Genomic DNA, 13013 nt, shown 5'->3' with positions numbered 1-13013 from the left:
GGTGGGTTCAGGGTCGTTGGTCCCGGAACCGCCGGGCGGGACGGCCCGTTGGTCACGATGCCTCCAGGGGTGCGTCGGTGACCCCACGGACCAACACCACCGGGGCGGGCGCGTGGTACAGCAGCGACTGGCTGACCGCGCCGAGCAGGCCCCGCCACGGCTGGTCCCCCCGGGTGCCGACCACCACCAGCCGGGCCGTCCGGGACTGGTCGATGAGCACCTGGCCAGGGTCGCCGCGCAGCACCTCCGGTTCGGCGGCGACCGTGGGGTGCGCCCGTCTCCGCTCGGTGAGCAGGTCGGTGACGTCCTGCCCGGGCCGGGTGGCGTCGTCGTCCGGCTCGATCACCCGGACCGCCCGTAGCCGGCCGTCGTGCCGGCCGGCGCAGTCGAGGGCGAAGTCCAGGGCGAACCGGGAGGTGGCCGAGCCGTCCAGCCCGACCAGGACCGGGCCGTCCGGGGGCGGATCGAGCCGGGCCACCAGGGTGGGGCAGCCGGCCCGGGCCGCCACCTGTACGGCCGCCGCCTCGGTCGTCACGCAGTCCCGGGCGGTCATGCCGCCGTCGCCGACGACGACCAGGAAGGCCGACTCGGAGTGCCGCAGCAGCGCCGCCACCGCCGCGCCCTCCACGACCTGAGCCTCCACCGGCAGGTCCGGGGCCACCTCGCCGGCCACCTCGACCGCCCGGTCGATCGCCCGTTCCGCCTCGGATCGGGCACCGGCGAGGCTCGGCGCGGCCAGCGCCGCCTCCCAGTTGAAGGCGTGCACCACGTGCAGCCGGCGTCCGTGCTCGGCGGCCTCCCGGGCAGCCAGGCGGACCACCGGCAGACTCTGCTCCGTGCCGCTCACCCCGACCACGACGGGCGCGTCGGCGGCTGCGCTCACCGTGTCACCTCCCGACCGTCACCCTGTCATGGCCGACAGTAGTGGCGTGGTCGCCGCCGTCGGGGCGAGTCGACGGAACCGGGCGGGCGGCTGGGGTGTTTGCAGGGGTCCCCTGCTCGACAAAAAGCGGTAGCAGGGGACCCCTCCTACCAAGCTGCCCGTCCGGGAAGCCCCCGCGCACCGTCCAGCCGGTGCGGGCCCGGGTTCCGGCGTTGCTCTGTCAACCGCAGTTGACGAACGGGAGGCTGTCAACGTAGATTGACAGCATGAGTCAGGCGACGGAACTCGCGGCCGCGGCCGGCAGCGCCGACCCCCGGGTCGGGCTGCGGGCCGTGCTCGCCCTGCGCCGGCTGCTGGAGCGGTTGGAGGTGGTCCAGGTGGACAACGCCCGACGGGCGGGTTGGTCCTGGCAGGAGATCGCCGACGCGCTCGAGGTCAGCCGGCAGGCGGTCCACAAGAAGCACGCCGGGCGTCCGGCGGTCGATCACTCCTGGGAGGCGTGATGTTCGAACGGTTCACCGCCCGGTCGCGCGAGGTGGTCCGGCGGGCCCGGGAGGAGGCCGGCCGGGAGTCGGTGGGCACCCGGCACCTGCTCCTGGCCCTCCTCGCCGATCCGGACGCCCTGGCGACCCGGGTGCTCGCCGATGGCGGCGTCCACGCCGACGACCTGCGGGCCCGGATCGCCGGGTACGTCGACCGGAGCGCGGTCCTCGGGGAGGCCGACGCCGCCGCGCTGCGGCAGATCGGCATCGACCTCGCCGCCATCGAGGCCCGGATCGAGGAGTCGTTCGGGCCGGGCGCGCTCCGCCGGCCGGTGCCCCCGCGCAGGCGGGGCTGGTGGCGCCGGCAGGTCGCCGGTCCGTTCACGCCCCGCGCGAAGAAGGTGCTCGAACTGGCCCTGCGGGAGGCGCTGCACCTGCGCCACCGGCACATCGGCACCGAGCACATCCTCCTCGGCCTGCTCCGGGAGGGCGACGGGGTGGCCGCGCAGGTCCTCCACGAGGCCGGCGTCGAGCTGCGTGACCTGCGCCGCCGGGTCGAGGCGGCGGTGCGGGCGGTGGCCTGACCACCGCCCGGTTTCCGAAACCTCCTGTGGCATGTGCGACGACGGGCTCCGCCGGGTCGCTGCCGACGCCACATTGCTGCACACTTGCGCCGTGGATGCTGGAGAGGGCGGACGGCACGACGCGGACCAGGGCGGGCTGCGCTCCGCCGTGGTGGTCAACCCGGTCAAGGTCGCCGATCTCGACGAGCTGCGGCGCATCGTCGACGAGACCCTGACCGCCGCGGGCTGGCCCGAGCCGCTCTGGTACGAGACCACCGTCGAGGACCCGGGCCGCGGCCAGACCGAGAAGGCCGTCGCTGCCGGTGTGGACGTCGTCTTCGCCTGCGGCGGTGACGGGACCGTGATGTCCTGCGTGAGCGCTCTGGTCGGCACCGAGGTGGCCCTGGCCGTGCTCCCGCAGGGCACCGGCAACCTGCTGGCGGCGAACCTCGGTCTCTCCGGCGACCTCGCCGCCGGGCTGGAGGTCGCCGTCGAGCGGGGTCGCCGCCGCCTCGACGTGGGCGCCGTCGACGAGCACCACTTCGTGGTGATGGCCGGCATGGGCTTCGACGCCCAGATGCTCGCCGACACCTCCGAGACCACGAAGGCCCGCATCGGCTGGCCCGCGTACGTGGTGGGCGCCGCCCGCCACCTGCGTGACCGTCCGATGAAGGTCAGCATCCGCATCGACGACCGGCCCCCGGTGCGCCGCCGCGCCCGCTCGGTGCTGGTCGCCAACGTGGGGCGGCTCCAGGGCGGGGTGACCCTGCTGACCGAGGCCGAACCGGACGACGGCTACCTCGACGTCGCCGTACTCACCCCGCGTACGCTGCGGCATTGGCTGGCGCTGGGGTGGGCGGTGATGCGCCGCCGCGGTCGGGTGCCCCGGATGGAGGTCTTCCGGGGGCGGCACGTCGAGATCACCAGCAACCGGGCGCAGCCCCGGGAACTCGACGGCGACCTCATCGAACCCGGCCGGGTGCTGCGGGCGGAGATCCGCCCCGGGTCGCTGTGGCTCTGCGTACCGCGTCCGGCGCAGGCACCCGACCTGGCCGACGACGCGGACGCGGTGGCGGAGCGGGGTGAACAGCGGGTCGAGGAGGCACGCCGTGAGTAGCACCCGGATCGTCCCCGAGACCCGGCTGATGGCGGACGAGGAACTCTCCGCCGACGACGCCTGGCACACCCTGCGCCGCGAGGGCGGGTGGTGCCTGCTGCGGGACGCCTTCGTCCGGTTCCGCTACGGCGACGGCTTCAGCCACTCCCGCGCCCTGGCCTTCCAGCTCTGCCTCGCCGTGGTCCCGTTCATGATCGCGCTCACCGGCCTGATCAGCGAACTCGGCGTCGAGGAGGGCGGCGAGGTGGTGGCGGACACCGTGCTCGCCCTCAGCCCCGGCGCGAGCGACGAGATGGTCAGGGAACTGCTCAGCGACCGGGAGCGCACCGAGCGGGCCGGCGAGCTGGCGCTGACCCTGGGTCTACTGACCGGGCTGGTGGCGTTGACCTCCACCATGGCCCAGATCGAGCGGGGTGCGAACCGGATCTACGGCGTCGAGCGGGACCGCCCGGCGCTGTGGAAGTACCTGCGGGCCGCCGTGCTCGCCGTCACCGCCGGCCTGCCGGCGTTGGTGGGCTTTCTCATCCTGGTCGGTGGTGGCGCGCTGGCCGACTCGGTACGCCGGCACTACGCCTGGGGCGACACCGCGCACAACGTCTTCACCGTGCTGCGCTGGCCGCTCAGCCTCGGCCTGATCGTCCTCGCCGTCGCGGTGCTGTTCCGGCACGCGCCCCGCCGCAAGCAGCCCGGCCTGTCCTGGCTCTTCCTCGGCGCGGCCATCGCCACCGTGCTCTGGTGGCTGGCCAGCCTGCTGCTCGCCGCCTACGTGGCCTTCGGCGACAACTTCGGGCAGACGTACGGGCCACTGACCGGGATGATGGCGCTGCTGATCTGGGCCAACCTCACCGGCATGGCGCTCTTCGGCGGGCTGGCCTTCGCCGCCCAGCTCGAGGCGCTACGCATCGGTGTGCAGGAGCCCGCCCAGCCCGACCTCTGGGAGCCGGAGGCCCACCGGGAGCAGATCCACGACACCGGGGAGATGACCGCACTCTGACACCCGGCCCCGCAGCGGGTGTACCGAACCGGCCGATCGGGTACAGCCGCACGCCAGAGGCGAAAAGGGAGGCTGCCGTGGCCGAGGTGAGAGATGTTCTGCGTCGACCCCTGGGACACTTCACCGAACGTAGCCTCGCCGGTCTGGCCCTGGTGCTCGGTGCGGGGGTCGGCTTCGGGGTGCTGCTCGTGCTGGTCCGCAGCCGGTGGACGCCCCTCTACGACGTCGACCACGGGATCGCCGAGTGGCTCAACGAGCAGGTCTCGCCGCACGGCCCGCTGGTCACCGTGTTGAACGCGATCACCGACCTCGGCGGCCTGGCGGTGATCCTCTGGCTGGTGTCGGTGGCGGTGGTCGGCCTGCTGATCCGCCGACAGGGACGCCTCGCCGTCTACCTGCTGGTCACCGGAGCCGGTGCGCTCATCCTCGACCCGACACTCAAGGCGCTGGTCGACCGGCTGCGGCCCGAGGTCGAGGTACGCATCGGCAGCTACTCCGGGGAGAGCTTCCCCAGCGGTCACGCGCTCGGCTCGATGGTGGCGTACGGGGCGCTGCTGCTGGTCTTCCTGCCCGCCATGTCCCACCGGTGGCGCAAGCCGGCTGTCGCGCTCACCGCCCTGGTCGTCGCCCTGATCGGCTTCACCCGGATCGCGCTCGGCGTGCACTTCGTCTCCGACGTGCTCGGGGCCTGGTTGCTCGGCGCGGCCTGGCTCGGCGTCACCGCGTACGCCTTCCGGCTCTGGCGTCTGGAGCGCGGCCGTCCCGCCGTACCGCTGGAGGAGGGCCTGGAACCGGAGGCCGCCCGCGACGTCGCGCCCGCGCCCGACGAGGAGCGGCTGCTGCCCCACCCCCGGGCCGGCGTGGCCGAGCTGATCATCGGCTGGGTGCTGGTGCTCGGGGTGCTCTACGCCTTCGGCACCTTCGTCAGCCACCACGCGGACGGCACCTTCTTCGCCGCCCTGGACACCGCCGTGCCGAACTGGTTCGACGAGCAGCGCACCCCGGGCCGGGACGAGGTCAGCCACTGGTGGAGCAAGGTCGGCGACACCCACGCCATCCTGCTGATCTCGCTGGTCTTCTGCCCCCTGGTGCTGGCCGTCTGGCGGCGCTGGCGACCGGTGCTCTTCGTGGCGCTGACCATGTTCGGTGAGCTGAGCCTCTTCCTGGCCAGCGCGGCGGCGGTGGACCGGCCCCGCCCACCGATCGAGAACCTGGACGGGCCGATGCCCACCTCGTCCTTCCCGTCCGGCCACATCGCCGCGACGCTCTGCCTCTGGGTGGCCATCGCGATCGTCGTGTTCCCGCGTACCGACCGCTGGTGGCGCTGGGTGTTCGTCGGGCTCGCCGTGGTCATGCCGGTCGGGGTGGCGATCTCCCGGATGTACCGGGGCATGCACCACCCCACCGACTTCATGGGCGCGATGATGCTCACCGCGTGCTGGGTGGGCATCCTCTACTGGGTGGTCCGCCCCAACGCCGACCTGGCCGAGGGCAACCGACCGGCGATCGAGTCCGAGGACGTGCACACCCTCGACGACGAGTTGGCCAAGGCCGGCCGGGTCGACTGAGCCGCGATGCTGCGGGTGATGACCTGGAACATCCGGACCGGCGGTCGGGACCGCACCGGCCCCGACCGCCGGGACCGGCTGGTCCGGGTCGTCGGCGACCAGTGGCCGGACGTCCTGGCCCTCCAGGAGCTGCGCGGCTTCGACGCGGCCGACGTGGCGGAGCGCTTCGGCGACGCGGTCGGCATGCGGGTGCACCTGGCCCGGAGCTGGTTCGGCCAGCCGGTGGCGGTGCTGGTCCGCCCGCCGTGGCGGGTGCTCTCCGCCGCCCCGGTACGCCGGCCGTTCCACCACGCCGCGCAGCGGGTCACCCTGGCCACCGCCGAGGCCGGGCCGTTCACCGTCGTCAGCGCCCACCTCGACCCGTACTGCGGGCGGCGACGTCTGCTGGAGGCGGGTTGGCTGGCCGCCGCGCTGCGCCGGGCACCGGGGGAGTCGGCGCTGCTCGCCGGGGACCTGAACACCCTCGAACCGGGCGTCGACCACACCGCGCGGATCGCCCGGCTGCCGGCCGCGTACCAACGGCGGCACCTGCGCCGCGACGGCACGGTGGAGACTCGCGCGGTGGCCCGACTGCACCGGGCCGGGCTGGTCGACCTGTTCACCCACGCCGGGTCGGGGAAACCGGAGACCGCCCCGACCCGGTACGACGGGGGCGCCGAGTTCTCCGGAATGCGCCTGGACTACCTGTTCGGCACGCCCGAGCTGGCCGCGCTGGCGCGGGACTGCCGGGTGGTGCGGGGCGGCGCGACCGAGTACGCCTCCGACCACTACCCGGTCGTCGTGGACCTCGACCTCACCCCGGCCTGACCGGGCGCGCGCGAAACCCCCGCCACCATTCCCGCGCCGGCCCGTCACGGTGACACGGCCAGGCCGATGGTGGCGGCGAGGCGGGTGAGGTCGGCCGGGGTGGGGCCGGCGCGGAGTACGACGGTCAGGATGGTGTGGGCGGCGGGTCGGAGGCGTACCTCGGCGGGGGCGATCTGGTCGGCGGTGAGCAGGGCGCGGCCGGCGGCGCGGTGGTCGCCGAGGTCGAGGTGGGCTCGGGTGATGTCGATGAGGTGGGCGGCGCGGTGTTCGGCGGGTAGCCGATGCCAGGCGTCGGTGGTGGTGGCGCGGTGGTGCAGGGTGACGGCGAGGTGGGCGGCGCGGTCGGTGAGGTCGTCCACGGCGGCAGGGTCGCCGCAGGTGGCGGCGGCGAGGGCGGCTTCGGTGAGGAGCGTCCCGGCCAGGGCGAGGTGGTCCGGCGGGGATTCGCGGTGCGGGGTCAGGTCGAGGGGGCATACGGCGGTGGTGGCGACGGTCAGCGCCAGCCGGCCCCGGTGGAGCGTGCGCAGCGCCTGGGCCAGGGGGACGGCGGCCAGGGCGGTGCGGCACGGGTCCCCGGCTGCGGTGGTCATGGCCCGGTCGGCGGCGAGCCAGGCGAGGTGCGGCTCACCGAGCTTGACCAGCGTCTGGGCGGTGAGCCGGTAGACGCGTACCAGGAGAAGAGCGCCGGCTGTCGGGGTCGGGTGGTGGGCGGGACGGGCGGCGGCGAGCAGGTCGGGCAGCATCCTGAGGACCTGGGCGTGGTGGGCGTGGCGGTATGCCGAGCAGGCGTATCCGACCTGGTGGTCGAGGGCGGCGACGGACGGCGGCCGGTCGCGGTTGGCGGTGCCGGGGGTGTGGTAGCTGGCGAGGGCTTCGCGGACGCGTTCGATGGCGGTGGTGGCGTCGGTGGCGGGTGCGCGCTGGACGCGCCGGCCGAGCAGGATGCCGGGCGCGACGCCGAGGGCGGCGGCGACTGTTTCAATCATGGGGAGGCGGTCGAGGGTGCGGACACCGCGTTCGTCGGGTAGCCCCGGCGCATTGCTGCGCCGGGGCCCCCTCAGAACCGGCCGTGCCCGATTTCCAGGCAGCCGGCTCAGGCGAACCCTGAAGGCTTGCGGGCAGGTGGCTGCGCTGTCCTGTTGCCGCCGTTGGTGATCCGGCGGTGGCAGGAGGTGTGTATGAGTCGGGTTGCGGCGCGTTCGTCCGGTGTGCCGGCACCCCGGGCGGTGACCGCGTGTTTGCGGATCGCCGTGCGGGTGGCGGTGAGCCACTGTTCCCATTCGTGGGGGGACTGTGGTTCGTGCTCGGCGTGGAGCAGCAGCCCTCGACAGATCGGGCATCGGCCTTGCTGGGCTCGTAGGAGCCGCAGCGTGATCGTGCCGATCGGGGGAGGGTTGCGGCGTCGCCGCTGGTGCCAGTAGTCAGTCAGGCGTGGATCGTCCGGAGACGCCGTTCCTGCGACCATCCGGTGCCGGACGATCGGTGTCCAGGCGAACTTACGCAGGTAGAAGCCAGTGTCCCGGCTTCCGAACACCCACTTGTCACGCCTGGCCGGGTTGAACTCGCCGAAGTACCGGGTGGTCACCCAGCGCTTCGCCTTGTTCGGGTGTGTGGACCTGGCCCACTTGTAGGTCGGTTTCCACAGGTGGGCGTCCAGCGCGCCGAAGGCGCGTTTGGACACCCCGATCCGGTAGTAGGCGGCCCACCCGTTGATGATCGGGTTGAGCCTTCCGATCACCGCGTCGGCGTTCGGCCCTCGAAGGGCCCTCACCTCGGTGGACAGCCGTTTCTGGATCCGCCGCGACGCATCGTTGCTCGGCTTGGTCAGCAGCTTGCCGTTGGAGTAGCGGCGAATATTGAAGCTCAGGAAATCCACACCTTCACTCAGGTGCAGGATGCGGGTCTTGTCCTCGTTGAAGACCAGACCCCTGGGCGTCAACCACGCCCCCAGCCGCGCCTTGACCTGCTCGGCCTGCTCACGGGAGTGGCACAGCGCGAGAAGATCGTCAGCGTAGCGGACCACCACCGGGCAGCCATCCACCGTCTGTCCGGCACGGGTGCCGGTGACGTGGTAGCGGACCCCGGCGGCGGCCTCCATGCCGTGCAGAGCAACGTTCATGAGCAACGGGCTGATCACCCCACCCTGCGGCGACGCCGTCTGCGACTTTGCCGGTGACAGCCGCCACGCCAACCCCTGGGCCGCCGACCTCTACCAACGAGCCCGAGCCCGCGGCCACGACCATCCCCACGCGGTCCGTATCCTGGCCCGCGCCTGGCTGGACATCATCTGGAAGTGCTGGACCACCAACACCCCCTACGACCCGGACCGCCACCGAGCCCTCCAACACCTGCTCAAACAAGATCATCAAGTGGCGGCTTGACACAGGGCAACTCATGCCGCGTCGGGCGCGTAGTTGTGCGACGCGTCGGCCGATGGGTAGGTCCCGGCGGTCGGGCTGGCGGGGCGCGTTCATCGCCGCTCCGCCGGGTGGGCGGGTTCGGTGTGCTCGCCGCAGCGCGGACACCAGCGGGACTTGACCCGGAAGGCGAGCAGGCCGAGCAGGAACCCCGGCATCAGCCCGCCGAACACGACCGACAGGATCTGGGACGTCACGAGCACTCTCACCTTCCGCCGAGGTTCGTCGGCCCGGCCCAGCGGTCGCGGGACTGTGCAGGCCTGCCACCTGCCGCAGGCGGTGCCGGTTTTGCCGGTACGGAAGCCAGCCGGAGGATCGGCCGAGCCAAGCGATCGTCAGGCAAGTCAGCGTGCCAGCAGCCGGGCGACGCCGAAGGCGAACCGTTCGTCGAACGAGACGTCGTTGAGGGCGGGCAGCACCCGTTGCAGTGCGGACCGCTCGCCGATTGCCTCTGCGGTGATCGGTCGCTGGGGCAGCGCCTGTTCCTCCTGGGCCAGGCCGAGCACGAAGTAGACCAGATTGAACGCGGTCCAGGCGGCCTCGCGCTCCGGGTAGCCACCGTCGAGCAGTGCCGCGATCAGGGTATCGGCCAGGTCCAGGGTGGCCGGCTCGGCGGCGTACGTCCCGGCTACCACGGTCGCGCCGTCGCGGTGGGCGAGTAGGGCGGCCCGGTAGCGCCGGGCTATCTCGGCGGCCCTTTCGTGCCAGGGCGTGGGCAGCCCGTCGAGGGAGGCACCGGCGACGATCGCGTCGGCCATCAGTTCGTCGAGGCGGGCCTTGCTCTTCGCGTGCCACAGCACGGTGTTCATGCGTACGCCCAGACGTTGCGCGATGGCGCGCATCGAGACCGCGCCGACGCCTTGCTCGTCGAGGAGTTCCAGGGCGACGCGGACCACATCCGCTTGACTCTTGGTCACTGACCTAGCCTACTCTCTTGGTCACTGACCAAGGAGGTTCGCATGTGCGACGTCGTCATCGTGGGCGCCGGCCCCACCGGCCTGTGGCTCGCCGCTGAGCTGCGGCTGGGCGGGGCGGCCGTGGTCGTTCTGGAAGCACGCGAGGAACGGGACCCGCACTCCAAGGCGCTCACCATCCATCCGCGTACGCTCGAGCTCTTCGATTGCCGGGGTGTGCTGGAGGCGTTCCTGGCTGAGGGCTTGCGGATTCCGAACGGGCACTTCGCCGGATTGCCGGACCGGCTTGACTTTTCTCAGCTGGACACGCCGTACCCGTTCACCCTGGCCCTGCTCCAGGCGCGCACGGAAGAACTCCTCGAAGAGCGGGCTCGCCGGTTGGGCGCGACCATCCGGCGAGGTAAGCGGGTCGAAGGCCTGACCGCCGAAGGTGTGACACTGGCGGGCGGCGAGGTCATCGCCGGTCGCTATGTCGTCGGCTGCGACGGCACGCGCAGCACCGTGCGCACCGCCGCGGGCATCGATTTCCCCGGCACCGACACCACCACCTGGGGCTCACTCGGTGACGTCGTGCTCGGCGCACCGCCGGCGGGAGGCGTCAACGTGGCCGGCCCGGACGGCGGTCTGATGATCGTCCCGCTGCCCGGCGGGATCCACCGCATCGTCCTCGGAGATCCCACCACTGACCACCCGGCGTGGCCCGGCGAACTCACCCTCGATGAACTACGCGCCACGGTGCGCCGGATCGCCGGAACCGACTACGGCATGCGGGACCCGAAGTGGCTGTCTCGTTTCGGCAACGCCACCCGGCAAGCCGCGCAATACCGCAAGGGCAACGTGCTGCTGGCCGGCGACGCCGCGCACATGCACTTCCCGACCGGCGGAGTCGGTATGAACGTCGGTATCCAGGACGCCCACAACCTCGGCTGGAAACTCGCAGCTGTGGTCACCGGCCGGGCCCCCGAATCGCTGCTGGACACCTACCACGAGGAAAGGCACCCGGTCGGCGCCGACCTGCTCCAACACACCCGTGCCCAGACCGCCCTAATGAACGCCGCCTACACCGCCGAGGGCCAGGCGCTGCGCGCGGTGATCAGCGCCTTGATCGCCACCGCGCCGGACATGTCCCGGCAGTTGGCCGAGCGGCTCTCCGGCCTGGACGTCACCTACGCCACCGGCCGCCGCGTCGCCGACCAGCAGCTGCCCGGCGGTCGCCTCTTCGAGCTGCTGCGCACCGGTGCGACCGTCGATACCAAGGCCGGAACCGTGCGGGCGGACGGCCACCTCGCTGCTTGAGAACCAGCCGCGTCTACCGGGCCGATGATGTTCCTCGGCCGGTAGACGCGGCGCGAATCGAGTGAGCCGGATAACCGCGTTCGCGCGCGCCGGAGAGGCGGGCCGCGCGGTCGAGAACGCCCCCTCCAACGCACTCTGCCACCGCCTTGGCTTCACTCTCCTCGGCCCTGCAATTTCGAGTACCCGCCGGGTAGCGGCATCCCTGATGCCGCAGCAACGACTGGCGCATCGACCTCGCCAATTCCGGCCTGCCTGCCGGCGCGGCGCGAACGCCTGTGGCTTCGACACAGGCCCTAGCTTGATCTTTAACCTGGGTCGGTTGCATCGCCCCCCCCCGGGCGATCATGGCCGCAGCCCTTGATCGATCATTCCTCTTGTCTAGGGAAGAAGATCAGGACCAAGGGCTGCGGGATGATCAGTGTGCATGACGCCGCGCGTGGAAGCGCGGTTGGGGACCTCGCGACGTTCCGTACGGAACTGCATCGCTGTCTGAGCGCCAGAGCTGATGCGCTGTTCGAGTTGGCCGACGCGGTGTTGTGCGCGGACGGGCCGGTACGGTCGCTGCCGGCCTTGTCCCTGGTGGCGGAGCACCGTCGAGGTCACGGCGCGTTGTACGACGCGCTTGGCGCCGGTCGGATCGATGTGGAACGGTTGCGGACCGTGGTGGCCTCGATGCCGATGCCACGGGCCGCCGACGGGCGGATCGTCCTGGCCGTGGATGTCACCTGCTGGCTGCGGCCGGAAGCGCACACCGTGCCGGAGCGGATCCTGTGCCACACCTACGGCCGTGGCAAAGACCAGCACATCGGTGTGCCGGGCTGGCCGTACTCGTTTGTGGTGGCCCTGGAGTCCGGGCGCAGTTCGTGGACCGCGCCGCTGGACGCGGTCCGGCTGGCCCCGGGCACCGAGCTGGCCGCGGTCACCGCCGAGCAGCTGCGCGCGGTGGTGGACCGCCTGATCACCGCCGGGCACTGGCAGCCTGGTGACCCGGCGGTCTGGGTGGTGATGGATGCCGGCTACGACGCGGCCCGGCTGGCCTGGCTGCTACGGGACCTGCCGGTACGCGTCCTGGCCCGGATGCGATCCGACCGGGTGCTGCGCCGCCCGCCGGGGCCATGGATACCGGGCCCCAAGTGCGGTCGGCCACCACGGCATGGCAGCGAGTTCATCTTCGGCGACCCGGCCAGCTGGGGCACCCCGGACGTCACCACCGTGACCGAGACCCGCCTCTACGGCACCGCGACCGCCCGTGCCTGGCACCGGCTGCACCCCAGGCTGACCCGCCGCGCCGCCTGGGCCGACTGCCCTGAGCTGCCCATCCTGGAAGGCACCCTCATCCGCCTGGACGTGCAACGGCTGCCCTCCGGCGCGACCGCGAAGCCGGTCTGGCTGTGGTGGTTCACCGGCCTCGGCCACCAGTCCGGCGGCGACAACCCCGACCCGACCATGATCGACCTGCTGTGTCAGGCGTTCCTACGCCGTTTCGACATCGAACACACCTTCCGGCTGCTCAAGCAGACCCTCGGCTGGTGCGTGCCGAAACTGCGCGACCCGCACGCCGCCGACCGCTGGACCTGGCTGATCATCGCCGCCTACACCCAGCTACGGCTAGCCCGCCCCCTCGCCTCCGACCTGCGTCGCCCCTGGGAACGACCAGCCCCACCCGAACGGCTCACCCCCGCCCGGGTCCGCCGCGGATTTCGGCACCTGCGCGCCAACAGCCCCTGTCCCGCCGGTGCACCGAAACCCACCCGACCAGGACCCGGCCGCCCACCCGGACGACCCAACCGCCATCCCACCCGCCGCTACGACGTCCACATCGCCACCAGCAACGCGACCAGGAAGACAACCTCTTCGAAGAAGAAATCGGCCAATCCCCGGCCGCGCCGCACAGGTTAAAGATCAAGCTAGCGATCTCTGCCGCCAGCAGACCGACCAACTCGTGTGAACCGCTGCCCCACAAACGGGGCAG

General features: G+C 72.2%; 13 protein-coding genes and 2 pseudogenes. 10 read left to right on the top strand and 5 right to left on the bottom strand.

The genetic code is table 11. The features are described 5' to 3' along the window. Window positions 1-52 precede the first annotated feature (52 nt). Window positions 53-883 (bottom strand): universal stress protein, encoded by an 831-nt coding sequence (locus tag GA0074694_RS28950; protein WP_091463073.1) that lies wholly within the window; start codon window positions 881-883, stop codon window positions 53-55. 266 nt (window positions 884-1149) lie between these two features. Between GA0074694_RS28950 and GA0074694_RS28945 the strand changes: the two genes are divergently transcribed. From GA0074694_RS28945 to GA0074694_RS28920, 7 genes and pseudogenes are all read left to right on the top strand, one after another. After that, window positions 1150-1386 (top strand): HTH domain-containing protein, encoded by a 237-nt coding sequence (locus tag GA0074694_RS28945; protein WP_091463072.1) that lies wholly within the window; start codon window positions 1150-1152, stop codon window positions 1384-1386. After that, window positions 1386-1574, top strand: a pseudogene (locus GA0074694_RS34410) (Clp protease N-terminal domain-containing protein); the annotation flags it as partial. The gene GA0074694_RS28945 and the pseudogene GA0074694_RS34410, both read left to right, overlap by 1 nt. A 168-nt stretch (window positions 1575-1742) precedes the next feature. Continuing rightward, window positions 1743-1949: pseudogene (locus GA0074694_RS34405) on the top strand (Clp protease N-terminal domain-containing protein); the annotation flags it as partial. Window positions 1950-2040: 91 nt separating this feature from the next. Then, window positions 2041-3045 (top strand): diacylglycerol/lipid kinase family protein, encoded by a 1005-nt coding sequence (locus GA0074694_RS28935; protein WP_245714965.1) that lies wholly within the window; start codon window positions 2041-2043, stop codon window positions 3043-3045. Further along, window positions 3038-4039 (top strand): YihY/virulence factor BrkB family protein, encoded by a 1002-nt coding sequence (locus GA0074694_RS28930; protein WP_091463069.1) that lies wholly within the window; start codon window positions 3038-3040, stop codon window positions 4037-4039. Before GA0074694_RS28935 ends, GA0074694_RS28930 begins: the two co-directional genes overlap by 8 nt. Window positions 4040-4116: 77 nt before the next feature. Then, window positions 4117-5607: a phosphatase PAP2 family protein gene (locus GA0074694_RS28925; RefSeq protein ID WP_091463068.1), complete on the top strand. Its 1491-nt coding sequence runs from the start codon at window positions 4117-4119 to the stop codon at window positions 5605-5607. A gap of 6 nt (window positions 5608-5613) precedes the next feature. Beyond that, complete coding sequence (locus GA0074694_RS28920) at window positions 5614-6414, top strand: endonuclease/exonuclease/phosphatase family protein (RefSeq protein WP_091463067.1); 801 nt, start codon at window positions 5614-5616, stop codon at window positions 6412-6414. Window positions 6415-6458: 44 nt separating this feature from the next. Here the strand turns inward: GA0074694_RS28920 and GA0074694_RS28915 are convergent, their stop codons facing one another. Together GA0074694_RS28915 and GA0074694_RS28910 are read right to left on the bottom strand one after the other, a co-directional pair. Further along, on the bottom strand, window positions 6459-7400 hold the full coding sequence (locus GA0074694_RS28915; protein WP_091463066.1) for a hypothetical protein: 942 nt from the start codon (window positions 7398-7400) through the stop codon (window positions 6459-6461). 107 nt (window positions 7401-7507) lie between these two features. Then, window positions 7508-8533: a group II intron maturase-specific domain-containing protein gene (locus GA0074694_RS28910; RefSeq protein ID WP_091463778.1), complete on the bottom strand. Its 1026-nt coding sequence runs from the start codon at window positions 8531-8533 to the stop codon at window positions 7508-7510. Between GA0074694_RS28910 and GA0074694_RS28905 the strand changes: the two genes are divergently transcribed. Beyond that, a complete protein-coding gene (locus GA0074694_RS28905; RefSeq protein ID WP_245714964.1) occupies window positions 8532-8795 on the top strand; it encodes a hypothetical protein in 264 nt (87 codons plus the stop codon). The genes GA0074694_RS28910 and GA0074694_RS28905 overlap by 2 nt on opposite strands. Before the next feature lie 89 nt (window positions 8796-8884). Here GA0074694_RS28905 and GA0074694_RS28900 read toward each other — a convergent pair whose 3' ends face one another. Continuing rightward, on the bottom strand, window positions 8885-9028 hold the full coding sequence (locus GA0074694_RS28900; protein ID WP_245714963.1) for an RNA-protein complex protein Nop10: 144 nt from the start codon (window positions 9026-9028) through the stop codon (window positions 8885-8887). A gap of 147 nt (window positions 9029-9175) precedes the next feature. Then, a complete protein-coding gene (locus GA0074694_RS28895) occupies window positions 9176-9748 on the bottom strand; it encodes a TetR/AcrR family transcriptional regulator C-terminal domain-containing protein (protein ID WP_218105833.1) in 573 nt (190 codons plus the stop codon). A 42-nt stretch (window positions 9749-9790) separates the two neighbouring features. Here GA0074694_RS28895 and GA0074694_RS28890 point away from each other — a divergent pair, with 42 nt between their 5' ends. Continuing rightward, a complete protein-coding gene (locus GA0074694_RS28890) occupies window positions 9791-11041 on the top strand; it encodes an FAD-dependent monooxygenase (protein ID WP_091463063.1) in 1251 nt (416 codons plus the stop codon). Window positions 11042-11452: 411 nt separating this feature from the next. After that, window positions 11453-12940 carry an NF041680 family putative transposase gene (locus tag GA0074694_RS28885; RefSeq protein ID WP_091463062.1) on the top strand — a complete coding sequence of 496 codons (1488 nt, stop codon included), beginning with the start codon at window positions 11453-11455 and terminating at the stop codon, window positions 12938-12940. The last annotated feature ends 73 nt before the right edge of the window (window positions 12941-13013 follow it).

Source organism: Micromonospora inyonensis (genome assembly GCF_900091415.1).
Lineage (GTDB): Bacteria > Actinomycetota > Actinomycetes > Mycobacteriales > Micromonosporaceae > Micromonospora > Micromonospora inyonensis.
The sequence above is the reverse complement of the archived record's forward strand: the minus strand, read 5'-3'. Positions and strand labels throughout refer to the sequence as shown.

Bases quoted from the DNA above. Each gene is read 5' to 3' on its own strand.
- GA0074694_RS28905 (WP_245714964.1), top strand. From the start codon at position 8,532: ATGAGCAACGGGCTGATCACCCCACCCTGCGGCGACGCCGTCTGCGAC.
- GA0074694_RS28920 (WP_091463067.1), top strand. From the start codon at position 5,614: ATGCTGCGGGTGATGACCTGGAACATCCGGACCGGCGGTCGGGACCGC.
- GA0074694_RS28915 (WP_091463066.1), bottom strand. From the start codon at position 7,400: ATGATTGAAACAGTCGCCGCCGCCCTCGGCGTCGCGCCCGGCATCCTG.
- GA0074694_RS28890 (WP_091463063.1), top strand. From the start codon at position 9,791: ATGTGCGACGTCGTCATCGTGGGCGCCGGCCCCACCGGCCTGTGGCTC.
- GA0074694_RS28885 (WP_091463062.1), top strand. From the start codon at position 11,453: ATGATCAGTGTGCATGACGCCGCGCGTGGAAGCGCGGTTGGGGACCTC.
- GA0074694_RS28910 (WP_091463778.1), bottom strand. From the start codon at position 8,533: ATGAACGTTGCTCTGCACGGCATGGAGGCCGCCGCCGGGGTCCGCTAC.
- GA0074694_RS28945 (WP_091463072.1), top strand. From the start codon at position 1,150: ATGAGTCAGGCGACGGAACTCGCGGCCGCGGCCGGCAGCGCCGACCCC.